Origin of the sequence: Lactobacillus sp. ESL0700 (assembly GCF_029392095.1) — a bacterium.
In the GTDB taxonomy this organism is placed as follows: domain Bacteria; phylum Bacillota; class Bacilli; order Lactobacillales; family Lactobacillaceae; genus Lactobacillus.
This window is the reverse complement of the sequence record NZ_CP113930.1, coordinates 1,454,278-1,477,503: the sequence shown is the minus strand read 5'-3', so window position 1 is coordinate 1,477,503 and position 23,226 is coordinate 1,454,278. Positions and strand designations below refer to the sequence as shown.

Below are 23,226 nucleotides of genomic sequence, written 5' to 3'. Positions count from 1 at the left end.
AGCATTTGCATGCTGGAATTTATATAATTTTGATATAAGTCATGAAAGGAGATAATATGTTAAAAATTGACCATGTTAGTAAAAATTTTGGTGAACTGGCCGCGTTGAAGGATGTTTCTTTTACTGTTGCGCCAGGGCAAATTCTGGGCTTAATTGGGCAAAACGGTGCGGGAAAGTCAACATTATTTCACAGTATCTTAAATTTATTTTCTTATGAAGGCAATATCACTTGGCAGGACCAGCAGATTACTGAATCAGCTTTTGATCAAATTGGTTACTTGCCCGAAGAAAGAAGTCTGCTACCCAATTTGACAATTGAGCGGCAAATTAAGTATCTGGCAAAATTGAAGGACTTTAATGCCAGCTCGAGCTTAATTGATGATTGGCTCAAGCGTTTTGAAGTTAAAGGTGATCGTAAGACCAAGATTAAGATGCTATCTAAGGGTAATCAGCAGAAAGTGCAGCTAATTTGTACTTTGATTCATCAGCCTAAACTAATTATTCTTGATGAACCTTTCAGCGGTCTTGATCCGGTAAATGCGGAATTGCTCAAGCAAGCAATCTTATCGGCAAAAGAAAATGGCGCCGCAATTATTTTCTCTAGTCATAATATGGTAAATGTCGAAGAAGTCTGTGACCAGCTTGTGATGCTCAACTTAGGGGAGATAGTGCTGCATGGCAACGTTGATGAGGTGCGCAATCAGTTCGGTAAAATCAACCTGTTTGTGACGACAGATTGGACTGAGCAACAGCTAGCTGAGCTTGCTGGCGTGAAAAGTGTGAGAAAATTAGCGCCGCAACATTATTTACTTAAACTGACAACGCCGGAAGCTGGTAAGCAAATTTTTACCCAGCTAACACAAGGACAATATATTGAGCAGTTCAGTCAGGAAGCACTTAGCTTGGACGAGATTTTCCGGATGAAGGCAGGTAAGAGCGATGAGTAAATTATGGACAATTATTAGCGAAACCTACTCAAGACAAGTTAAGTCATGGAGTTTTCTATCCTTAATTTTTGGGCCATTTTTAATTCTGGCAATTGGGATGGGAATTGGCTATTTTACGGCAAGTAACGGTGACTCCAGTACAGCTGAAATTGCGGTAATTAGTTCACAGCCGGCCTTGAAGCAGGCATTCATTAGCCAAAATAAGAAATTGAAGGTTAAAAGTGCAGTTACTTCAAGTAAACAAGCAGAAAAGCTGACCAAAAAAGACGACCTTCAGGGTTATCTCGTACTTAACGAAAAACAGGGCAGGTTACAAGCGGAATTTTATCAAGGAGATTCTGATAATGCGCCTGATAAGGAAGATTTAGCCCCAAGTATTAATGCGTTGCAGACCGCAGTGAATGTGCAGCAGGCTCGTTTAACTGTTAAGCAAATCCATGAATTACAAACGCGGCCGCAGCTTAAAATTAAACAAGTCACAGGTAAGGCTAATGACACGACAATTAAAATGATTACGTTTATGGCAGTTGTTTTTGTAGTGTACTTCGTGATACTAATTTATTCCTCAATTATGGCCCAGGAAGTTGTTGCCGATAAGGGACATAAGATTATCGAAATTATCTTTTCGAGCACTACACCTGAAAAATACTTTTGCGGGAAAGTAATTGCTATTTTACTAATGATTATTACCCAAATGGTATCTTATATTGCTTTTGGCTTTATTGCATGGCCTTTTGCACAGCATATAAAGTCAGCACACAACTGGTTAATTGCTAATCAAAGCCTGATTAGACAAATTTTGCATAATTTATTAGGGTCGGCAATGTTGTATATTATTTTGGGCGTGACTGCTTATGTTATTCTGGCAGCGTATTTCGGGGCTATTTCTAAGTCTAGTGCAAACGCATCTCAGGCAGCACAGTGGCCAACAATGATTTGTGTTGTTGCCTTTATTCTGGCACTGACATACGCAACGCAGCCTCATGCAGTTCTGGTTAAAATCTTGTCTTATGTACCATTATTTTCGTCTTACTTTATGCCTTTGCGGGTATTTGGCGGCAATGTCAGTGTGATGGAAATTATCGGTTCATTGCTGCTATTAATGTTAGCCATTATTCTAGCCGTCTACTATATTGGCAAGAGTTATGGCAAATTGATGTTGCAACAAGACCAGTCAAAACGTAAGCTTAGATTATTTAGAAGAAATTAAAAAAGGCAATGAAAAACGTATTATCTGGTGAAGATAATACGTTTTTGTGTTATTTTGCCACTGATCTATCAGGCAGAGGTGACATTAGTAAATCCATTATGCTGCAATCGATCATCAATAAATTAAAGCCAATATTCGAATAGTCGATAACTGTCATAAATAATATAAAAACTAAAAAGCCAAGTTCAAATTTTTGTTCAAGTTTCTGATTTTTGGTCATATCGGCTTTTTTAATAGTTTTTCCAGAAGTTAAGCGTTTGGAAAAAGATATACCTAAGAATAGAAGACCAATTGCTAGGTAAGCAATAATACTGGTTAAATCTGCGTTTGGACGATTAATGTAATAATCAATTCCGGCAAATGCTACTTGTAAAATTGCGATTAACCACATTATTTGTTTTTTAGTCAAGTTGATTTCGAACATCAGTAATTACTTCACTTTGCTTTATACTTATACTATACGTTTTTAATATTAACAAGAATATTATAAAACAAAATATTGTAATCAGAGCAAAAAAATAGTGTTATATTATTAAAAAATAAGAGTAGGAGTACGAGCGATGTTCAAAAAAACCTAAAAATGACTTTGATCTACTAAAATTGTTGCAACAACAATTGTCCAATACCAATGAACAGTTCATTATTAAACAAGCGATTATTAAATTAAACCAGCACGAAAATCCATATTTAGTTAAAACTAATGTGCAATCTGCTTTGACTGAGCTTGCCCTTAAAAGGCAATTATCTAAAGCAGGAGTACAATTGCTGATTCAGTTGAGTAAGCCAAACATCAATGAAGATGTTGCTCGAAGTTCGGCAACTTGGTTTTAGTAGCAGACTTTATGGTGTGGTTGTAAATAAGTACATGGAATGTAAAATAAAATGCTGCTTCAGATTGAAGTAGCATTTTTATTTGTTAAAAGTTTAGTATTAGGAAAGCTAAACCGCCATATTCGACGATTAGCCATAGGAAGAAGATTCCTGCGGCGCTAAACAACTGTTTCCAAGTTGCATTGTTGATGTCAAAGGCAAAGAAACGAGCGCAATATGCAATTAGCATTGTTAGCACTGTAAGTACAGCACTACAAATCGTTGCCCTAATTGAGTTAGAGAATAAATATTTCCAATATGTATCTAAACTATATAGACCAATTATTAAAACAACAAAAATAGTTTGATATTTATGGTAAAAGTTTTTAATTGTAATTTTCATAATCTAACCTCAAACGTGCAAAAGATACATACTGATAAGCCGCACAGCAACGCAAACTACAAGATAAAGTAGAGCGCAACCAGCCATTGTGAATAATTCGCTCCATTCATTCTTATTAGGATCAATGCGCTTTTCCACCCAGAAGCCGCCGATAATAAATGCAATTGCAGTTATCATATCAGTTAAAATCATCTTGGGTGAATGTCCTAAGGATAGTCCGATAATGTCAAAAATAATATTCATTATGGCATATAATGTCATACCTGAAACGATTCGATGGCGATAATAAAAGTTTTTAATTGTAATTTTCATAATCTAACCTCAAACGTGTAAAAGATACATACTAATAAGTCGCACAGCACCGCAAACTACAAGATAAAGTAGAGCGCAACCAGCCATTGTGAATAATTCGCTCCACTCGTTTTTATTAGGATCAATGCGCTTTTCTACCCAAAAGCCGCCAACAATCATTACTATTGCAGATATTGCATCAGCTAAAAACATCTTAGGCGAGTGTCCTAAAGCCAAACCGATGGTGTCAAAAATAAAATCAACTATGGCATAAAGAATCATGCATGAAACAAAATAATGTTGATGAAAAAATCTAGTAATTGTAATTTTCATATCTATCACCTTCATATACTATACATTATTAATATTAGATACTAATATTATAGTCCGGAAAATTTAAAATGATAGTCAAAATAGTTTTTTAATAACTATTAAAGTAAAATTGATGGCAATTCTTGCCTGGAGGTTAGCAAGTTGGCTGGATTCTGCTAAAATGGGAATAGCTATTAACAGAAGAGAGGCTTAGCCGTGAAAATTTATAATACTTTGACAAAGAGAAAAGAAGAATTTAAGCCACTAGTTGCAGGACAAATCTCGATGTATGTCTGTGGCCCGACAGTTTATAATTACATTCATATTGGGAATGCACGCAGTGTCATCGCATTTGATACAATTCGGCGATACTTTGAATATCGCGGATATAAGGTAAATTACGTCTCTAACTTTACAGATGTTGACGACAAGATGATTAATGAGGCGCGAGCTGAGGGCATTACTGTGCCAGAGCTCGCTGATCGTTACATTAAATGTTATCTTGAAGATACGACCGCGCTAAACGTGGAGCCAGCAACTAAGCATCCCCGAGCAACTCACGAAATTCCTGAAATTATCGAATTTATTGAACAATTAATTAAAAATGGTTATGCTTATGAAGCTGACGGTGATGTTTATTATCGTGCTAAAAAGTTCAAGCATTATGGTGAGTTAAGCAGCCAAAACATTGCCGAACTTGAAGAAGGTGCTTCTGAGCATGTCAATGATGAGGAGCAGCAGCGTAAGGAAGACCCAATTGACTTTGCCCTGTGGAAGAAGCAGAAGCAGCCTGATGAGATTGCGTGGCAATCGCCATGGGGACTAGGGCGACCAGGTTGGCACATTGAGTGTTCAGTAATGTCGACTAAATATCTGGGCAAGACAATTGATATTCATGGTGGTGGTCAAGATTTGGAATTTCCGCACCATGAAAATGAAATTGCGCAGAGTGAAGCCGCAACAGGTCAAAAGTTTGTCAATTATTGGCTGCACAATGGTTTTGTAACTGTTGGTCATGATGAAGAAAAAATGTCGAAGTCGCTGCATAATTTTGTGACGGTGCATGATTTGCTTAAAACGGTTGACCCACAAGTATTACGCTTTTTCATGGCAAGTGTGCAATATCGCAAGCAAATTAATTACTCACAGGAGAATCTGGAGCAGGCGAAGAATATTTTGCAGCGTTTTAAGAACACGCTAATTAATATTGACTATCGCTTAGAAGATGCCACTTCTGAGCGTACTTCAGCTCAATTACGGCAGGCTATCCAAGAAACGCAAACGAAGTTTGTCACTGCAATGGATGACGATATTAATGTGCAAAATGCTTTAGCAGCGATTTACGATTTGTTGCCGCTAGTTAACGCTAATGCCAATAGCGCCCAGGCTGATAAAGAGGCGTTGGCACAAGCCAAGGAATTATTGGGGCAGTGGCTCAGTATTTTTGGCATTGATACGGCTAAATTAATTCAAAAGTCGCAAACAAGTGATGATGAGGAAATTACGGCATTGGTTAAGGCACGCGATGAAGCACGCAAAAACAAGGATTGGGCTAAGAGCGACCAATTGCGCGATCAATTAAAAGAACTGGGGATTACAATTCAGGATACCCCACAGGGAACAAGGTGGACACGTGACTAAAATTAAAAAGTTAACGGAAGAAAAAGTTAATCCAGATACGCTCAGCGGGCAGACGCTGGCGTATTTGGGGGATGCTGTATACGAGTTATTTATTAGACGCCATTTATTGAAAGGCGGCATTGTGAAGCCGCAGGTATTGCAGCGCGAAGCAACGCATTACGTCTCGGCTAAGGCGCAAGCAGCACTGATTACCAAGTTGCAGGATGAGCAGCTGCTTACCGAAGATGAACTGGCAACTTTTCGCCGGGGACGAAATGCGAAGACTCATACTAAGGCCAAAAACACTAGCCTAGCAACTTACCAGTTGTCAACGGGCTTTGAAGCTGTATGGGGTTATTTGGATTTATTAGATAAAAAAGACCGCGTCCGTGAATTGACAACGTGGTGCATTCAGACTGTTGAGGAAGGCGGGATTGATAACTATGACTTCAATTGATAAAGATTTTGTTTTCGGTCGGCATGCTGGGGTTGATTTTTTAAAGACACAAGATGCTGAGCGAATTAACAAGGTGTTTTTACAGCAAGGTGTGCAGGATAGCTTCGCCAATGAGGTTTATGGCTTAGCTAAAAAGAAGGGGATTGTTATACAAACTGTCCCTAAAACTAAGCTGGACCGGTTAGTGCAGGGTGGCAACCACCAAGGCTTGGTCTTGACCGTTGCTAGCTTTGAATATGCAGACCTAGAGCAATTACTTGATCAATTTGATGAGCAAGGCAAAGAACCGTTTTTGTTAATGCTTGACTCAATTGAAGATCCGCATAATTTGGGCTCAATTTTACGGTCAGCTGATGCAACGGGCGTTGATGCGATTATTATTCCTAAACGTCATGCGACTGGCTTAACGTCTGTTGTTGCTAAGACATCAACGGGAGCGATTGATTATGTGCCAGTTGCCCGCGTTAATAATCTTGTTCAAACCAGTCAGTTGTTGAAAAAGCGCGGCTACTGGTTGTTTGGCACCGATATGCAGGGCACTGATTACCGTGAGTGGAATGCTAAGGGTAAAACGGTGCTGGTCATTGGTAATGAGGGCAAGGGTATTGCTCGACTTTTGAAAGAGCAGATGGATCAGATGCTTACTCTGCCAATGGTGGGCCATGTTCAGTCACTGAATGCTAGTGTGGCAACTGGGGTCTTACTTTATCAGATGCTAAATAGCCGCAATCCACTTAAATAACATAGATAGACAGCTTGCAATTGCAGCTGTTTTTTGTTTAAAGCGATAATTTTTTCTGAATTAACGCGCTTTCAACAAAAGCTAGTTTTTGTTTTTGCTGCTCTGAGCAAATAAATTTGATTGCGCCGTCTGAACGCGCGTTCGATATTTTGTAATTAAAAAAATCAGTATTCTCACCTTAATTAGTTTTTCGAATTAATATAAGGAGAAAGAAGATGCAGTTAACAGAAGCATACGAGCAAAAATTAATTAAGCAAGTTCAAGCTGGCAGTGACGATGCATTGGTAGAATTATGTTACTTTTATCGGCCGTTAATTAATAGTATTAAGCAAAAATACTTTGTGCGTTGTTATGATGGTCAGGATTGGGATCAAGATGCGCTGATTGTGTGCTACCAAGCAGCTATGAGTTATGAACAGGGCAAAGGCAAGTTTGGCAGCTATTTTAAGACCAGGCTTCATAATCATGCTAGGTCACTGCTTCGTCATGACATGGCATATAGGCGGCGCGCACTTGCGCAGGCAACTTCACTTGAAGCAGCAATGGAAAAGGGCATCGAGCAGTTGCACCAGAAAACAACACAACTGGCAGAAATTCCAGTTAGTGAAAAATTCACCGAACTATTTGCCCAGTTATCAGATTTAGAAATTAAGACTTTATTAATTGCTTTGGGCGTTTGGCATCAAGAGGAGGTCTTACAGAAATTGCAGATAGAGCAGGTGGCTCTAGTGCGTGCACGCTCACGACTTATGCAAAAAATGCGTAAGACACTGTTATGAAAAATAATAATATTATATGATTATGTAAAAATGCGGTATAATAGACCTTGTAGAATTAATTTTTAGGAGGTAATTAAGATGGCAGAGATTGAAAAGACTGCATTGTTGGATCGTCACATGAAGGAAGTTTTTGACTGGAGTGATTCTGATCTTCCAGTTAGAGATGCCCTTTGGGACTATTTTATGGAAAAGAATGGTAGAGATACCATGAAGACAGAAGCAGATATGCTTCCGTTCCTAAAAGACACTGATGATAAAATCGAATCCTTTGTAAACGAAAATCTTAAGAAGTAAATCCGACTATTACAATGTTCTACGCCCGGTGGTTACGCATTAAGTTTGACCACTAGAAAAGCAGCTGCTCATTTGAGTAGCTGCTTTTTGTTTGGCAATTAATTATAATAAGGAATTTAAGTCGCTAATAATTTGGTCAGCAGTAAGGTGGTTATCGTGATAATTGGTTTCAAGCGGTAACTGATCGGTGTAGACGCGCTTTTGCCCATAATTTAAAACCTTAACATCTTTGTTACCTAAGTATGAAGCAATCTTTTGCCCTAGGCCAGCGTCGATCAGATCATCTTCAATTGTGACAATGACTTGGTTTTCTTGGGCTAGTTTATCCAGCGTTGGCTTATCTAAAATATTGGCCGCAAGTGGATTAACTAGCGTGGCACCAATTTTAGCGGCGACTTGTTGACCTAACTGGTAAAAGTCACCAAGTGCGATCACAGCAACACTTTTACCAGGAGATACTTGGTAATGGATGGCGCTATAATCGGTTAAAATACTAGCGCCATCTTCTGGGACTGGCTTAGTTGGCAGCTTGATGGCAACGGGATGTTGGCTCTGGTTGATTGCCCACTTGAGCATGGCCCTTTCTTCGGCAAGGGAGGTTGGTGCAAGGTAAATCCAGTTAGGTAAGTTGGCAACTAGCACTTGATCAAACAGTCCAAGGTGCGTTTTTGATTGGGTGGTGATGCCGTTATTGCCGATGACCATTACAACGGGTAAATCGTTGGCGGCGACATCATGTGACAGCTGGTCGAACGCACGCTGCAAGAAGCTCGAATTTTCAAATAAAACTGGAATGGCGCCTTCCTTAGCAAAGCCAGCGGCAAAAGCAACGGACTCTTGCTCGGCAATTCCGACATCGGTGTAGTGGTCAGGATAGTTATTTTTAAACTCATCAAGACCAAAGCTGCGTGGAATGGCGGCATTGATAATCATTGCTTGCTTGCCGGCCTTAATTTCATCTTCAACAGTAGCAATGGCAACCGAATTAGCGCTCGGACTAGTAGCAGTCTTATCTTTACCTGCCAACAAATCAGCAGAAGCCCAGTGATAAGCCTCTTCATCTTTAAGCGCAGGTGCATAGCCCTTACCTTTGAGCGTATTAATATGTAATAAAATTGGATGATCTACGTCTTTAATTTGTTGAAAAGCTACAATCATTGCCGCAAGATCGTTGCCGTCTGCAACATAATGATAGTCAAATCCCATTGCTGTAAAAGGATTCTCTGGTGACTTGCCATTTGTGTCGCGTAATTTCTTTAAGGCAGTAACAAGGCCGCCCACGTTTTTATCAATCGACCATTGATTGTCGTTAACCACAATAGCCAGATTGTGCGGCTCAATTGCCGCGTTGTTTAAGCCCTCATAAGCCAGGCCGCCAGTCATTGCCCCATCGCCGATTAACGCCATGATGTTTTCGTGATTGCCCAGAAGGTCGCGAGCCTTTGCCATTCCTGTTGCTAAGGCAATAGAAGTCGAGGTATGGCCAACAGCGTAATAATCGTAGGGACTTTCATTGGGGTCCGTATATGGCGAAACGTCTTCGTAATGGTCGGGATCAAGCCAGGCTTGCGCGCGACCCGTTAGCATTTTATGGGGATAAGTCTGGTGGGAAACGTCCCAGATTAGTTTATCTTGGGGTGCATTAAAGACGTAGTGGTAGGCAATGGTCATTTCAACAATGCCTAGGTCGGGGCCAAAGTGCCCGCCAACAGCCGTGTCTTTTTCGATAATTAACGTTCTAATTTCTTCGGCTAACGTTTCCAGTTGCGGCAACGTTAACTTTTTCAGGTCATCAGGGCCAGAAATTTGGTTTAATAAATAATGCGGATGTTTATTCATAATGTATACTCCTTATGTTGGTATCAAGTAGATTATACAGCTACCGAAACCGCTTTTACCAATACTTTTACAGCATTATATTGTGAACTGAGTAACGTTTATCACGATGTTTATAAGATTGGTAATCAAAAAATTGCGTAAATATGGTTAATTATGACGGCAATGTCTTTGCTCAACCAAGCTACTTGCGCCAGATATTTTTTAAAAAGGTTACGCAGTGAATAAATTTGTTGGCCAATATTAATTGCTCATATGGTATTTTTTTGCTAAAATAAAAGAGTTTGGAAGTGAGATTATGGCAGTGAAAAAAGCATCTTTGGCCTGCAGCGTCTGCGGCTCGCGTAACTACTCAATCACGGCAAGTAAAAATCGCACTCAACGGCTTGAACTGAAAAAGTTTTGTAAGCATTGCGGTAAAATGACTGTGCATAAGGAAACGAGGTAGGAGTTAATGATTAAGTTTTTTAAGAGTGTTGTCCAAGAAATGAAGTTAGTTACTTGGCCAACTGCTAAACAAAACCGTCACGATACAGCAATTGTTATCGTAACTTCAATCCTGTTTGCGGCATATTTGGGTCTACTTGACTTAGCATTTAGTAGTTTGACACAGATAGTGATGTAAATAGAAATAATTTTAGATCCGTGTTATAATGGATATTAGTTGAAAGAACCTCGGTCGAGGTTTTTTTGTTTGCCAAAAATCAAAAGGAGAAATTGAGTTAAATGGTTGAAACAACAAAGAAGCAATGGTACGTATTGCATACTTACTCAGGTTATGAAGATAAAGTTAAGTCTGACCTGTTATCACGTGCGCAAAGTATGGGGATGCAAGACTATATTTTTCGGGTAATGGTCCCTGAACAAGAAAAGATTGAAACTGTCCATGATAAGAAGAAGGAAGTCGAAGAAAAGATTTTCCCAGGATACGTTTTAGTTGAAATGGTTATGACTGACGAAAGTTGGTTTGTTGTTCGAAACACACCAAACGTTACGGGCTTTGTTGGTTCCCATGGTGGTGGTTCTAAGCCGTCACCATTACTTGATGAAGAAGTTAACCGCTTGTTGCGTCAACAAGGTGAACCAGCTAAACGGCCACAAATTGACTTTGAAGTTGGCGAAACAGTTACAATTATCGACGGTGCCTTTAACGGTGTTGAAGGTAAAATCACTGAAATTCAACCAGACAAGTACAAGTTATTTGTTTCTGTTGATATGTTTGGTCGTGCAACTACAACTGAACTAGACTACGACCAAGTTAAAAAGATTGATTAAAGTAAGTTAGTATTGCAATTATCGCCAAACGATGATAAGATACTAACGTACTTTTATTATTGTGGGAGGAGAAGTAGGTAACTTCTCCATTTTAACCACACACGGAATCAAGGAGGTTTTGACCGTGGCAAAGAAAGTTATTAACGTTGTCAAATTACAAATCCCAGCTGGTGCTGCAACACCCGCACCTCCAGTTGGTCCAGCTTTAGGTCAAGCAGGTATCAACATTGTTGGTTTTACTAAGGACTTCAATGCTAGAACAGCTGATCAAAAAGGCATGATTATTCCTGTAGTCATCACTGTATATGAAGATCGTTCATTCGAATTCATTACTAAGACTCCACCAGCTCCAGTATTATTGAAGCAAGCTGCTAAGATCGACAAGGCTTCTGGTGAACCTAATACCAAGAAAGTTGGTAAGGTAACCAAGGACCAAGTTAAGGAAATCGCTGAAACAAAGATGAAGGACCTTAACGCTGCTGATGTCGAAGCTGCTATGCGGATGATCGAAGGTACTGCTAGAAGCATGGGTATCGAAGTCGAAGACTAATCCTGTTATTTATAACAATTTAGGTGGGAGAGCTGCTCGGGCTTGTTTGACCACATATTAAGGAGGAAATCACATGCCAAAGCATGGTAAAAAATATGTAGAAGCTGCTAAAAAAGTAGATTCAAAGAAGTTATATTCAGTTGCTGAAGCAATGAAGTTAGTTAAAGAAACTTCATACGCAGGTTTTGATGCTTCAGTTGAAGTTTCATACAACTTGAGTGTTGACCCTAAGCAAGCTGACCAACAAATTCGTGGTTCACTTGTATTGCCTAACGGTACTGGTAAGACCCAAAAGGTTGTTGTTTTTGCTGAAGGCCCACAAGCTGAACAAGCTAAGGCTGCCGGTGCTGACGAAGTTGGTTCAGACGACTTAGTAGAAAAAGTTCAAAACGGTTACTTGGACTTTGACGTTGTTGTTGCTACACCAATGATGATGGCCAAGGTTGGACGTTTAGGTCGTATTTTAGGGCCTAAAGGTTTAATGCCTAACCCTAAGACTGGTACAGTTACAATGGACATCGAAAAGGCCGTTAAGAACGTTAAAGCTGGTCAAGTTGAATACCGTGTTGACCGTCAAGCTGCTATTCATGCAGCTATTGGTAAGGTTTCATTTACTGATGAACAATTAGTAGAAAACTTTGATGCTTTACGTGACGTTATCTTACGTGCACGTCCAGCAGCAGCCAAGGGTCAATACATTAAGAGTGTTGCTGTTGCAGCAACCTTTGGCCCAGGGATCAAGCTTGATCCATTAAACTTGGACTAATTTAATATAGATTAATCAATTAAAAGCAATTTACAGAAATGTAAGTTGCTTTTTTTTTCGTATTTTTAAATCCTGTTGATAAAGAAAATTATTTAATTTGCTAAACTTTAAGTAATTTTCTTCGGCAAAAGCAATAGAAGTTACTACTTTACGAGTTGTACAAAAATTATGAATTCATATCTTGAGGAGTGTTATATGTGTCAACTAAGATTAAGGTGAAGTGGTTTCAATTTTATGAGGTAAGTATCGAGAACTATAGAAACAATTTTAATCTATCCTCTGAAGTAATAGAATGATTTTATGAATAGCTAAGTAATAGAAAATTTTCACCATTTATTATTGCCTTTTTAGCCTATATAATTATTGATATGCGATTATGAGCGAAGCATTTTATTAATATAAATTTATTTTACTTTTAATCAATGCAAAATATTAAGATTTGGTAAAGACTTTAAAAACGAGCGTTATTTAATTTTTGGTTGATCAAAGCATCTTACTGCTAGTAAATTATATATGTGTTATTTAATATAATTGTTTCGTTAACTATTTTAAAATCTGGTTGCAATATAAAAAATTATTGAGTATTTAATTAGCTATATAATACTCTGTTATTTTTTATTTGCGTAAATAAATAGTTGATACTGTTGAATTTATATGAATAACTGTTATATTAATTGTGATTAAATTACTTACTGTGCAAATATAAATTTGGATACAAGGTATTTTATTTTTTATATTATGAAAAGTTTTTTCAGGTTTAATTAGCATTAATAAAATTTGGTGTTACGTATAGGTAATAGTCATAAAAACAAAGTTAACTATTATTAGATTAGGTGTTAGGTGTATAAAATGGTAAATTCAGATCAGAATAAAAATTCAAAGAAAGAGCTAAGTGAAAAAGAAAAATTAGATAAAATCCGTTCAATTCGGCGTAATTTATTAACAGCAGGTACAGCTGGACTTGGCGGTATTTTGGGCGGCTTGTTAAATTCGCCGCAAGTAGCTCACGCAGCAACTAATGTTCCCAAGATTAAGACCACTAATTATGAACATTTACTGGTTAATGCCAACTCGGCAGTAATTCCAGCCTCTCAGACTGCACAAAAACAGTCAGTACAAGATAATTCTATAAAAGCTCTCAGTCAGCAACAAACCACTCGTTATAACTCACAGTCGGCTGTTGATCAAAATGAAGCACAGAGTATGGCTATTAAGTCACAATTAACTGCTAGTTCAATGTCAACTATTGAATCTGCTTCAGCTAATGCAACGAGTAAAGTAGTTAAGCAACAGTTAGAGATTTCCAAGTCAGCACTAGATGAACAAGGATCGTTAACTTCTTCAAAGGCTAATGATCAAAGAGGGTTAGAAAGTACTAGTAATTATGATGCAAGTAACTCTAATAGTGAAGTAAATACAAAAGATTACTCATCAGATGTATATAGTCAATATAGTCAGAGCCTTAGTGCTAGTCAATCAAAGTCAACACACTTATCAAGTATATACAGCCATAGCATTTCCGCAAGTACCAGTGATTTTTTGTCAAGTAAAGCAAGTTACAGTAATTCAATTAGTTTAATTGATTTCGTAGTAAGCTTAAGCCAGTCGGCAAGTACCAGCAAATCACTAAGTCAAAGCAGGAGTGCTTTGTCAGCCAGTCAGAGTACTTCAGCAAGTAAAAGTCGCTCAGAATTATTTTCGAATATATATAGTCAGAGCACTTCCGCAAGTACCAGTTACTCACTGGCTTCTGCATCAACAAGTAAAAGTTACTCAGCATCCCTTTCAGATGTATATAGTCAGAGTGATTCCGCAAGTAAAAGTTACTCACTGTCTTCTGTATCAACAAGTAAAAGTTACTCAGCATTCCTTTCAGATGCATATAGTCAGAGTGCTTCCGCAAGTAAAAGTTACTCAACAAGCCTAGTTATTAGTGACTCGATGTCTAAAAGTGCAAGCCTATACTTTAGTTCGTTGGATGCAGACGATAGTGCAAGTCAGAGCTTTAGTACATCAATAAGTGACAGTAATGTTTCGGCTAGTCAGAGCACATCGCAAAGTAAGTCGATAGCCGATAGTGCGAGTGAAAGTTATAGTAATTCGATTAAGGATAGTAACTCGAAAGTAGTCAGTGCGAGTGAAAGCTTTAGTACATCAATTAGTAATAGTAATGTTTCGGCTAGTCAGAGTACGTCGAGGAGTCAAAAAGACAGTAAGTCGATAGCTGATAGTGCGAGTGAAAGTTACAGTAATTCGATTAAGGATAGTAACTCAAAAGTAGTTAGTGCGAGTGAAAGCTTTAGCATTTCAATCAGCGATAGTAATTCACTAAAAGATAGTGAATTAGCAGCTAATAGTACTAGTGTAAGTACATCAATTAGCCAAAGTACTTCAACTAGTCAAAGTACATCAACAAGTAAGAGCGACAGTAAATCGGCTGCAGACAGTACGAGTGAGAGCTTTAGTATTTCAATCAGCGATAGTAATTCAATCAAAGATAGCAATTCGAAAGTAGCAAGTGCGAGTGAAAGCTTTAGTACTTCAATTAGTGATAGTAATGTCTCGGCCAGTCAAAGTACATCGAAGAGTCAAAAAGACAGTAAGTCGGCTGCGGACAGTGCAAGTGAGAGTTACAGTAAGTCACTTAAAGATAGTAATTCAAAAGTAATAAGTGCGAGTGAAAGCTTTAGTACCTCAATTAGTGATAGTAATGCGTCAGCTAGTCGGAGTACATCGCAGAGTCAGAAAGACAGTAAGTCGATAGCTGATAGTGCAAGTGAGAGTTACAGTAAGTCACTTAAAGATAGTAATTCAAAAGTAATAAGTGCGAGTGAAAGCTTTAGTATTTCAATCAGCGATAGTAATTCAATCAAAGACAGTAAATCGACAGTTGATAGTGCAAGCACATCAACTAGTCAAAGTACGTCAACAAGCGAGAGTAATAGTAAATCGGCTGCAGACAGTGCAAGTACATCAACTAGTCAAAGTACTTCAACAAGTGAGAGTAATAGTAAATCGACAGTTGATAGCACTAGTACAAGTACCTCGATAAGTCAGAGCACGTCAACAAGTGAGAGTAATAGTAAATCAACAGTTGATAGTGCAAGCACATCTACTAGTCAAAGTACTTCAACAAGTGAGAGTAACAGTAAATCGACAGTTGATAGCACTAGTACAAGTACCTCGATAAGTCAGAGCACGTCAACAAGTGAGAGTAACAGTAAATCGACAGTTGAAAGTACAAGTACGTCAATCAGTCAAAGTACTTCGACGAGCGAAAGCAACAGTAAGTCGACAGTTGATAGTGCAAGCACATCAACTAGTCAAAGTACGTCAACAAGCGAGAGTAATAGTAAATCGGCTGCAGACAGTGCAAGTACATCAACTAGTCAAAGTACGTCAACAAGCGAGAGTAATAGTAAGTCGATTGCAGACAGTGCAAGCACATCGATAAGTCAGAGCACGTCAACAAGCGAAAGTAATAGTAAGTCAATTGCAGACAGTGCAAGCACATCAACTAGTCAAAGTACCTCAACAAGTGAGAGCAATAGTAAGTCAATTGCAGACAGTGCAAGCACATCGATAAGTCAAAGTAAGTCGACAGTTGAAAGTACAAGTGTAAATACATCAACTAGTCAAAGTGCTTCAACAAGCGAAAGCAACAGTAAATCGACAGTTGAAAGTACAAGTACGTCAATCAGTCAAAGTGCTTCAACAAGCGAAAGCAACAGTAAATCGACAGTTGAAAGTACAAGTACGTCAATCAGTCAAAGTACGTCAACAAGCGAGAGTAATAGTAAATCGGCTGCAGACAGTGCAAGTACATCAACTAGTCAAAGTACGTCAACAAGCGAGAGTAATAGTAAATCGGCTGCAGACAGTGCAAGTACATCAACTAGTCAAAGTACGTCAACAAGCGAGAGTAATAGTAAGTCGACGGTAGATAGTGCAAGCACATCAACTAGTCAAAGCACATCAACGAGTGAGAGCAATAGTAAGTCGACAGTTGATAGCACTAGTACATCAATCAGTCAAAGTACGTCAACAAGCGAGAGTGATAGTAAGTCGACGGTAGATAGTGCAAGCACATCAACTAGTCAAAGTACTTCCACGAGTGCAAGTCAGAGTAAGTCACAGGCAGATAGCACCAGTCAAAGTTACAGTGATTCGATTAAAGATAGTAACTCGACAGTAGTAAGTGCGAGTGAAAGCTTCAGTACTTCAATTAGCAATAGTAATGTGTCGGCAAGTCAGAGTACATCAAAGAGTCAGAGTGATAGTAAGTCGACAGCTGACAGCACAAGCACATCGACTAATGCAAGTACATCAACAAGTGCCAGTCAAAGCAAGTCAACAGCAGACAGTGCAAGTGAAAGCTTCAGTACTTCGATTAGTGACAGTAATGTATCAGCTAGTCAGAGTACATCAAAGAGTCAAAGTGAAAGTAAGTCGACAGCTGACAGCACAAGCACATCGACTAATGTAAGTACCTCAACTAGCACAAGTCAAAGTAAGTCACAGGCAGACAGTACCAGTCAAAGTTACAGCGATTCGATCAAAGATAGTAACTCGACAGTAGTAAGTGCGAGTGAAAGCTTCAGTACTTCAATTAGCAATAGTAATGTGTCGGCAAGTCAGAGTACATCAAAGAGTCAGAGTGATAGTAAGTCGACAGCTGACAGCACAAGCACATCGACTAATGCAAGTACATCAACAAGTGCCAGTCAAAGCAAGTCACAGGCAGATAGTACCAGTCAAAGTTACAGCGATTCGATTAAAGATAGTAACTCTACAGTAGTAAGTGCGAGTGAAAGCTTCAGTACTTCAATTAGCAATAGTAATGTGTCGGCAAGTCAGAGTACATCAAAGAGTCAGAGTGATAGTAAGTCGACAGCTGACAGCACAAGCACATCGACTAATGCAAGTACATCAACAAGTGCCAGTCAAAGCAAGTCACAGGCAGATAGTACCAGTCAAAGTTACAGCGATTCGATTAAAGATAGTAACTCTACAGTAGTAAGTGCGAGTGAAAGCTTCAGTACTTCAATTAGCAATAGTAATGTTTCGGCAAGTCAGAGTAAGTCACAGGCAGATAGTACCAGTCAAAGTTACAGCGATTCAATTAAAGATAGTAATTCTACAGTAGTAAGTGCGAGTGAAAGCTTCAGTACTTCAATTAGTGACAGTAATGTATCAGCTAGTCAGAGTACATCAAAGAGTCAAAGTGAAAGTAAGTCGACAGCTGACAGCACAAGTACATCGACTAATGTAAGTACCTCAACTAGCACAAGTCAAAGTAAGTCACAGGCAGACAGTACCAGTCAAAGTTACAGCGATTCGATCAAAGATAGTAACTCGACAGTAGTAAGTGCAAGTGAAAGCTTCAGTACTTCAATTAGCAATAGTAATGTGTCGGCAAGTCAGAGTACATCAAAGAGTCAGAGTGATAGTAAGTCGACAGCTGACAGCACAAGCACATCGACTAATGCAAGTACATCAACAAGTGCCAGTCAAAGCAAGTCAACAGCAGTAAGTGCAAGTGAAAGCTTCAGTACTTCAATTAGCAATAGTAATGTATCAGCTAGTCAGAGTACATCAAAGAGTCAGAGTGATAGTAAGTCGACAGCTGACAGCACAAGCACATCGACTAATGTAAGTACCTCAACTAGCACAAGTCAAAGTAAGTCACAGGCAGACAGTACCAGTCAAAGTTACAGTAATTCAATTAAAGATAGTAACTCGACAGTAGTAAGTGCGAGTGAAAGCTTCAGTACGTCAATTAGCAATAGTAATGTTTCGGCAAGTCAGAGTAAGTCACAGGCAGATAGTACCAGTCAAAGTTACAGCGATTCAATTAAAGATAGTAATTCTACAGTAGTAAGTGCGAGTGAAAGCTTCAGTACTTCAATTAGCAATAGTAATGTATCGGCAAGTCAGAGTACATCAAAGAGTCAAAGTGATAGTAAGTCGACAGCTGACAGCACAAGCACATCGACTAATGCAAGTACTTCAACGAGTGCAAGTCAGAGTAAGTCACAGGCAGATAGTACCAGTCAAAGTTACAGCGATTCGATTAAAGATAGTAACTCTACAGTAGTAAGTGCGAGTGAAAGCTTCAGTACTTCAATTAGCAATAGTAATGTATCGGCAAGTCAGAGTACATCAAAGAGTCAAAGTGATAGTAAGTCGACAGCTGACAGCACAAGCACATCGACTAATGCAAGTACATCAACTAGCACAAGTCAAAGCAAGTCAACTGCAGTAAGTGCAAGTGAAAGCTTTAGTAACTCAATAAGTACAAGTGATGCTTTTGCCAGTGGTAGTCGTTCAGCCAGCGAGAGTAACAGTAAATCACGGGCAGATAGCACGAGTGAAAGTTACAGTAATTCAGTTAATAACAGTTCATATTCTGCAAGTTTAAGTGCATCAGCAAGTGCAAGAGACAGTAAGTCAACAGCAGACAGTACCAGTCAAAGTTATAGTAAATCATTAAGTGAGAGTAACTCAGTAATCAGTGCAAGTAATGCAACGGGCAGTAGCCAAAGTGAAAGCTTTAGTGATTCAGTAAGTACCAGTGATTACATTGCAAGTACCAGTCGTTCAACGAGTGAAAGTAATAGTAAGTCGAAGGCAGAGAGCACGAGCGAAAGTTACAGTAACTCAGTTAATAACAGTTCATATTCTGCAAGTTTAAGTACATCAGCAAGTGCAAGAGACAGTAAGTCAACAGCAGTAAGTGCGAGTGAAAGCTTCAGTACTTCGATTAGTGACAGTAATGTTTCAGCTAGTCAGAGTACATCAAAGAGTCAAAGTGATAGTAAGTCACAGGCAGATAGTACCAGTCAAAGTTACAGCGATTCAATTAAAGATAGTAACTCTACAGTAGTAAGTGCGAGTGAAAGCTTCAGTACTTCGATTAGTGACAGTAATGTTTCAGCTAGTCAAAGTGCATCGAGGAGTCAAAGTAATAGTAAGTCGACAGCTGACAGCACAAGCACATCGACTAATGCAAGTACATCAACAAGTGCCAGTCAAAGCAAGTCAGAGGCTGACAGTACTAGTCAAAGTTATAGTAACTCAATCAAGGATAGTAATTCTGCAGTAGTCAGTGCAAGTGAGAGTTATAGCCAAAGTACCTCAACAAGTGCAAGTGACAGTAAGTCGGCGGCAGATAGTACCAGTCAAAGTTATAGTAAATCATTAAGTGACAGTAACTTATCAGCCAGTGCAAGTAATTCTAAGGCACAAAGTCAGAGTCAAAGTTTCAGTGACTCAGTAAGTACCAGTGATTCTTTTGCAAGTGCTAGTCGTTCAACGAGTGAAAGCAATAGTAGATCAAAGGCAGATAGCACCAGTGAAAGCTATAGCAATTCAGTTAATAACAGTTCATATTCTGCAAGTCTAAGCACTTCAGGTAGTCAAAAAGACAGTAAGTCAACTGTTGATAGTGCTAGTGAAAGCTATAGCCAAAGTACATCAACCAGTGCAAGTGACAGTAAGTCAACTGTTGACAGTACTAGTCAAAGTTACAGTAACTCAATCAAGGATAGTAACTCAGCTGTAATCAGCACGAGTGAAAGTTATAGTCAAAGTACATCGACAAGTGCCAGTGACAGTAAATCAGCAGCAGACAGTACCAGTCAAAGTTATAGTAAATCATTAAGTGAGAGTAACTCAGTAATCAGTGCAAGTAATGCAACGGGCAGTAGCCAAAGTGAAAGCTTTAGTAATTCACTAAGCACGAGTGATTACATTGCAAGTATTAGTCGCTCAACGAGTGAAAGTAATAGTAAGTCGAAGGCTGATAGTGCAAGTGAAAGTTACAGTAATTCAGTTAAGAATAGTTCATATGCAGCAAGTTTGAGCACTTCAACCAGTGCCAGCCAAAGTAAGTCTGAGGCTGACAGTAATAGTCAGAGTTTCAGTACTTCGCTCAGTGACAGTAATGTTTCAGCAAGTCAAAGCGCTTCAACGAGTGCAAGCAACAGTAAATCAACTGCCGATAGCACAAGTGTCAGTGGTAGTGCAAGCACATCGACCAGTCAGAGTGACAGCAAGTCGACAGCTGATAGTACAAGCATTTCAGCTAGCGCAAGTAATTCACAAGCTGAGAGTCAAAGTAAGAGCTTTAGCACATCAGTTAGCGATAGTGACATTATTGCAAGCAATAGTCGCTCAACAAGTGCCAGCCAAAGCAAGTCAGAAGCAGATAGTACTAGTCAAAGTTATAGTGCATCAGTCAACAACAGTTCATATTCTGCAAGCTTGAGTGCATCGGCAAGTGCAAGAGATAGTAAGTCAACTGCAGTTAGCGCTAGCGAAAGCTATAGCAACTCGTTAGCTGATAGTAGCAGCTTGGCAAGTCAAGTTGCTTCAACGAGTGCAAGCAACAGCAAGTCAGCTGCCGATAGTACAAGTGAAAGCTACAGCTCTTCATTGAGTGACAGTAATTCAGCAGCTAGTGCAAGTAACTCATTGGTTGCTAGTCAAAGTAATAGTTTCAGCACTTCAATCAGTGGCAGTGATTACTTGGCAAGTGTTAGTCGCTCAACTAGTGAAAGTAATAGTAAATCAAAGGCTGATAGCGAGAGCGCAAGTTACAGTACTTCAATTAGTGATAGTAATTACTTGGCAAGTACCAGCCGCTCAACGAGTGAGAGTAACAGTAGGTCAATGGCTGGAAGTTCTAGCGACAGCTACAGTGCTTCAGTTAATAACAGCTCATACTCCGCAAGTTTGAGTACTTCAACTAGTCAGAAGGACAGCCAATCAGCAGTCGACAGTACTAGTGAAAGTTACAGTAAATCAGTAAGCGATAGTAATTCTTCTGCAAATACAAGTACTTCAACGAGTACAAGTGACAGCAAGTCAGCTGCAGAAAGTAACAGTCAGAGTTACAGTTCATCATTAAGTGACAGTAATTCGGTAGTTACAAGCAATAGTGACAGCTATAGTACTTCACTGAGCGATAGTAATTCAGTATCAGATGCTATCAGCTTGAGCACAAGCAAGTCACTTAGCTTGAGCAACTCAATTGTTCTTAGTCAAAGTGACAGCTATAGCTTATCAATTAGCAATAGCGATTACCTTGCAAGTATCAGTCGTTCAACAAGTGAGAGTTGGAGCCAATCACAAGCTGAAAGCGCAAGTGAAAGTTACAGCATTTCAGTCAACAACAGTTCATACGCAGCAAGCTTGAGCACATCAACAAGTCAAAGCAATAGCCAAGCTTCTGCAATCAGTGCAAGCGAAAGTTACAGCAAGTCACTGAGTGATAGTAATTCAGTTGCCGAAAGTCAAAGTGAGAGCTTCAGTACATCAATCAGTACTAGTGATTTGGAAGCAAGTAACAGTCGTTCAACTGCAGCAAGTCAAAGTAAGTCACTAGCTGACAGTACAAGTACAAGCTACAGTGAATCAGTTAACAACAGTTCATACTCCGCAAGTTTTAGTACTTCGACTAGTCAAAGAGACAGTCAATTTGTAGCTGACAGAGAAAGTACATCGCTTAGCCTAAGTAACTCAACAGTTTTAAGTCAAAGTGACAGCTTTAGTGCCTCAATCAGTACCAGCGACTATCTTGCAAGCATGAGTAGATCAACTAGTGAAAGTTTAAGTAAGTCAATGGCTGATAGTACTAGTGAAAGTTACAGTAATTCAGTTAACAACAGCTCCTACTCCGCAAGTTTGAGTGAATCTGCAAGTGTGAGAGATAGTAAATCTGAAGCAAGTAGTGAAAGTGAAAGCTATAGCAAATCACTTAGCTTCAGTAATTCAATTGTTCTTAGTCAAAGTAATAGCTTCAGCACATCAATTAGTGACAGCAACAGCTCTGCAAGTACAAGTATGAGTGACAGTAATTCACTTGTAAGTAGTGCTAGTGAGAGTCTAAGCACATCAATTAGTAATAGTAATAGCTCAGTGAGTGCAAGTATGAGTGAAAGCACATCAATTAGTGATAGCAATAGCTCAGTGAGTGCAAGTATGAGTGAAAGTGCTTCAATTAGTGACGGTAATAGTTCAGCCAGTGCAAGTACTTCAACTAGTGAGAGTGACAGCACGTCAGTTATCATAAGTACAAGCGAGAGCGGCAGCTCAATCAGTGCAAGTACGAGTGCCAGTGAATCAACTTCAACCGTTGCAAGCGAAAGTGACAGCAAGAGTAAGTCATCTGCTGATGAATGGAACGGCAACTGGGACAACGGTGGCGGAGGCAACTATGTACCTGCTTCCAACACACCATCTGCTTCAAATTCAGCATCTACCTCAACTTCGAATGCCACAGAAAATGCGGTAATTAAAGAATTACAACATAACGCTTATGTTTATGATGAGAATGGTAATCGGGTTGATGATTTGGTTATGACTGCTCATACAATGGTTAATACATACGGTGATCAACAATTGATTAATGGTACGTATTACTATTATATTGGTGATAATCATTATGTAGATGCACTAAACTTCATTGGCTTTGAAAAGAAGCTGCGTCACAATGCTTATGTCTATAACTCTAAAGGTAAGCGGATTGGTAAGAAGATATTGAAACGCGGTAAGAAGATGAAGGCTTATGATACTGTTTATATTCATGGTCGAAAGTTCTACAGCGTTCTGCATGGTAAATATATCGCAGCTGGTAACTTTAAGGGTAGTGAATTACGTTTAAAGCACAATGCATATGTTTACAATAAGAAGGGTCATCGTCTTAGTGGTAAAAAACTAGGAAAAGGTCAAAAGATTAAGGTTTATGGTACTAAGACAATCAATGGTAAGAAGTACTATCACGCAAGTCATGGTCATTACATTTTAGTAAAAAATTTCAAAAAATAGTGTTAAATGAAGTAAAAATTTAGTAAGGAGAAAATCCGTTAGAACAAGAAGTTCTAGCGGATTTTTCTGTATTATGTTAATTGAGATATAACAAGAAGTAGTCA

General features: G+C 39.0%; 19 protein-coding genes. 14 read left to right on the top strand and 5 right to left on the bottom strand.

Features of this window, described 5'->3' with window-relative positions; all coding sequences use genetic code 11:
* Positions 1-56 precede the first annotated feature (56 nt).
* Entirely contained in the window at positions 57-947 is an 891-nt protein-coding gene (locus OZX63_RS07025; protein ID WP_277142702.1) for an ATP-binding cassette domain-containing protein, read from the top strand.
* Positions 940-2,157, top strand: coding sequence for an ABC transporter permease (locus tag OZX63_RS07020; protein WP_277142700.1), 1,218 nt, complete (start codon positions 940-942; stop codon positions 2,155-2,157). Before OZX63_RS07025 ends, OZX63_RS07020 begins: the two co-directional genes overlap by 8 nt.
* Before the next feature lie 49 nt (positions 2,158-2,206).
* Here the strand turns inward: OZX63_RS07020 and OZX63_RS07015 are convergent, their stop codons facing one another.
* A complete protein-coding gene (locus OZX63_RS07015; protein ID WP_277163665.1) occupies positions 2,207-2,566 on the bottom strand; it encodes a hypothetical protein in 360 nt (119 codons plus the stop codon).
* 191 nt (positions 2,567-2,757) lie between these two features.
* Between OZX63_RS07015 and OZX63_RS07010 the strand changes: the two genes are divergently transcribed.
* Positions 2,758-2,988 (top strand): hypothetical protein, encoded by a 231-nt coding sequence (locus OZX63_RS07010; RefSeq protein WP_277142696.1) that lies wholly within the window; start codon positions 2,758-2,760, stop codon positions 2,986-2,988.
* An 85-nt stretch (positions 2,989-3,073) separates the two neighbouring features.
* Here the strand turns inward: OZX63_RS07010 and OZX63_RS07005 are convergent, their stop codons facing one another.
* Genes OZX63_RS07005 through OZX63_RS06995 form a run of 3 tightly spaced genes read right to left on the bottom strand, consistent with a single transcriptional unit; the run spans position 3,074 to position 3,994 of the window.
* Positions 3,074-3,370 (bottom strand): hypothetical protein, encoded by a 297-nt coding sequence (locus OZX63_RS07005; protein WP_277142694.1) that lies wholly within the window; start codon positions 3,368-3,370, stop codon positions 3,074-3,076.
* A 9-nt stretch (positions 3,371-3,379) separates the two neighbouring features.
* Entirely contained in the window at positions 3,380-3,682 is a 303-nt protein-coding gene (locus tag OZX63_RS07000; protein WP_277142693.1) for a hypothetical protein, read from the bottom strand.
* 9 nt (positions 3,683-3,691) lie between these two features.
* Entirely contained in the window at positions 3,692-3,994 is a 303-nt protein-coding gene (locus OZX63_RS06995; RefSeq protein ID WP_277142691.1) for a hypothetical protein, read from the bottom strand.
* Positions 3,995-4,189: 195 nt separating this feature from the next.
* Here OZX63_RS06995 and cysS point away from each other — a divergent pair, with 195 nt between their 5' ends.
* The 5 genes from cysS (at position 4,190) to OZX63_RS06970 (ending at position 7,865) form a co-directional block, all read left to right on the top strand.
* The gene (gene cysS, locus OZX63_RS06990; protein ID WP_277142689.1) at positions 4,190-5,614 is read left to right on the top strand and encodes a cysteine--tRNA ligase; all 1,425 of its coding nucleotides are present in this window, start codon (positions 4,190-4,192) and stop codon (positions 5,612-5,614) included.
* Positions 5,607-6,050, top strand: coding sequence for a ribonuclease III domain-containing protein (locus OZX63_RS06985; RefSeq protein ID WP_277142687.1), 444 nt, complete (start codon positions 5,607-5,609; stop codon positions 6,048-6,050). Before cysS ends, OZX63_RS06985 begins: the two co-directional genes overlap by 8 nt.
* On the top strand, positions 6,037-6,792 hold the full coding sequence (gene rlmB / locus OZX63_RS06980) for a 23S rRNA (guanosine(2251)-2'-O)-methyltransferase RlmB (protein WP_277142685.1): 756 nt from the start codon (positions 6,037-6,039) through the stop codon (positions 6,790-6,792). The genes OZX63_RS06985 and rlmB overlap by 14 nt, the downstream gene beginning before the upstream one ends.
* Positions 6,793-7,007: 215 nt before the next feature.
* Entirely contained in the window at positions 7,008-7,571 is a 564-nt protein-coding gene (locus OZX63_RS06975) for a sigma factor (protein ID WP_277142683.1), read from the top strand.
* Between the two features lie 78 nt (positions 7,572-7,649).
* Positions 7,650-7,865: a hypothetical protein gene (locus OZX63_RS06970; RefSeq protein ID WP_277142681.1), complete on the top strand. Its 216-nt coding sequence runs from the start codon at positions 7,650-7,652 to the stop codon at positions 7,863-7,865.
* 102 nt (positions 7,866-7,967) lie between these two features.
* Here OZX63_RS06970 and OZX63_RS06965 read toward each other — a convergent pair whose 3' ends face one another.
* A complete protein-coding gene (locus tag OZX63_RS06965; protein WP_277142680.1) occupies positions 7,968-9,704 on the bottom strand; it encodes a 1-deoxy-D-xylulose-5-phosphate synthase in 1,737 nt (578 codons plus the stop codon).
* A 295-nt stretch (positions 9,705-9,999) separates the two neighbouring features.
* On the opposite strand from OZX63_RS06965, the gene rpmG reads away from it, so the two are divergent.
* The 6 genes from rpmG (at position 10,000) to OZX63_RS06935 (ending at position 23,122) form a co-directional block, all read left to right on the top strand.
* On the top strand, positions 10,000-10,149 hold the full coding sequence (gene rpmG / locus OZX63_RS06960) for a 50S ribosomal protein L33 (protein WP_277130642.1): 150 nt from the start codon (positions 10,000-10,002) through the stop codon (positions 10,147-10,149).
* Between the two features lie 6 nt (positions 10,150-10,155).
* Positions 10,156-10,326 (top strand): preprotein translocase subunit SecE, encoded by a 171-nt coding sequence (secE, locus tag OZX63_RS06955; RefSeq protein WP_277130643.1) that lies wholly within the window; start codon positions 10,156-10,158, stop codon positions 10,324-10,326.
* A gap of 101 nt (positions 10,327-10,427) precedes the next feature.
* Entirely contained in the window at positions 10,428-10,976 is a 549-nt protein-coding gene (nusG, locus tag OZX63_RS06950; protein ID WP_277130644.1) for a transcription termination/antitermination protein NusG, read from the top strand.
* Between the two features lie 124 nt (positions 10,977-11,100).
* Entirely contained in the window at positions 11,101-11,526 is a 426-nt protein-coding gene (gene rplK / locus OZX63_RS06945) for a 50S ribosomal protein L11 (protein WP_046307440.1), read from the top strand.
* Between the two features lie 73 nt (positions 11,527-11,599).
* Positions 11,600-12,292 carry a 50S ribosomal protein L1 gene (gene rplA / locus OZX63_RS06940; protein WP_277142678.1) on the top strand — a complete coding sequence of 231 codons (693 nt, stop codon included), beginning with the start codon at positions 11,600-11,602 and terminating at the stop codon, positions 12,290-12,292.
* Between the two features lie 849 nt (positions 12,293-13,141).
* Complete coding sequence (locus tag OZX63_RS06935) at positions 13,142-23,122, top strand: SLAP domain-containing protein (RefSeq protein WP_277142676.1); 9,981 nt, start codon at positions 13,142-13,144, stop codon at positions 23,120-23,122.
* Positions 23,123-23,226: the final 104 nt, after the last annotated feature.

What these genes read in the sequence shown, in the direction of transcription:
- OZX63_RS07025 (WP_277142702.1), top strand. Translation starts at nt 57, where the DNA reads ATGTTAAAAATTGACCATGTTAGTAAAAATTTTGGTGAACTGGCCGCG.
- OZX63_RS07020 (WP_277142700.1), top strand. Translation starts at nt 940, where the DNA reads ATGAGTAAATTATGGACAATTATTAGCGAAACCTACTCAAGACAAGTT.
- OZX63_RS07005 (WP_277142694.1), bottom strand. Translation starts at nt 3,370, where the DNA reads ATGAAAATTACAATTAAAAACTTTTACCATAAATATCAAACTATTTTT.
- OZX63_RS07000 (WP_277142693.1), bottom strand. Translation starts at nt 3,682, where the DNA reads ATGAAAATTACAATTAAAAACTTTTATTATCGCCATCGAATCGTTTCA.
- OZX63_RS06995 (WP_277142691.1), bottom strand. Translation starts at nt 3,994, where the DNA reads ATGAAAATTACAATTACTAGATTTTTTCATCAACATTATTTTGTTTCA.
- rlmB (WP_277142685.1), top strand. Translation starts at nt 6,037, where the DNA reads ATGACTTCAATTGATAAAGATTTTGTTTTCGGTCGGCATGCTGGGGTT.
- OZX63_RS06975 (WP_277142683.1), top strand. Translation starts at nt 7,008, where the DNA reads ATGCAGTTAACAGAAGCATACGAGCAAAAATTAATTAAGCAAGTTCAA.
- OZX63_RS06970 (WP_277142681.1), top strand. Translation starts at nt 7,650, where the DNA reads ATGGCAGAGATTGAAAAGACTGCATTGTTGGATCGTCACATGAAGGAA.
- OZX63_RS06965 (WP_277142680.1), bottom strand. Translation starts at nt 9,704, where the DNA reads ATGAATAAACATCCGCATTATTTATTAAACCAAATTTCTGGCCCTGAT.
- rpmG (WP_277130642.1), top strand. Translation starts at nt 10,000, where the DNA reads ATGGCAGTGAAAAAAGCATCTTTGGCCTGCAGCGTCTGCGGCTCGCGT.
- secE (WP_277130643.1), top strand. Translation starts at nt 10,156, where the DNA reads ATGATTAAGTTTTTTAAGAGTGTTGTCCAAGAAATGAAGTTAGTTACT.
- nusG (WP_277130644.1), top strand. Translation starts at nt 10,428, where the DNA reads ATGGTTGAAACAACAAAGAAGCAATGGTACGTATTGCATACTTACTCA.
- rplA (WP_277142678.1), top strand. Translation starts at nt 11,600, where the DNA reads ATGCCAAAGCATGGTAAAAAATATGTAGAAGCTGCTAAAAAAGTAGAT.
- OZX63_RS06935 (WP_277142676.1), top strand. Translation starts at nt 13,142, where the DNA reads ATGGTAAATTCAGATCAGAATAAAAATTCAAAGAAAGAGCTAAGTGAA.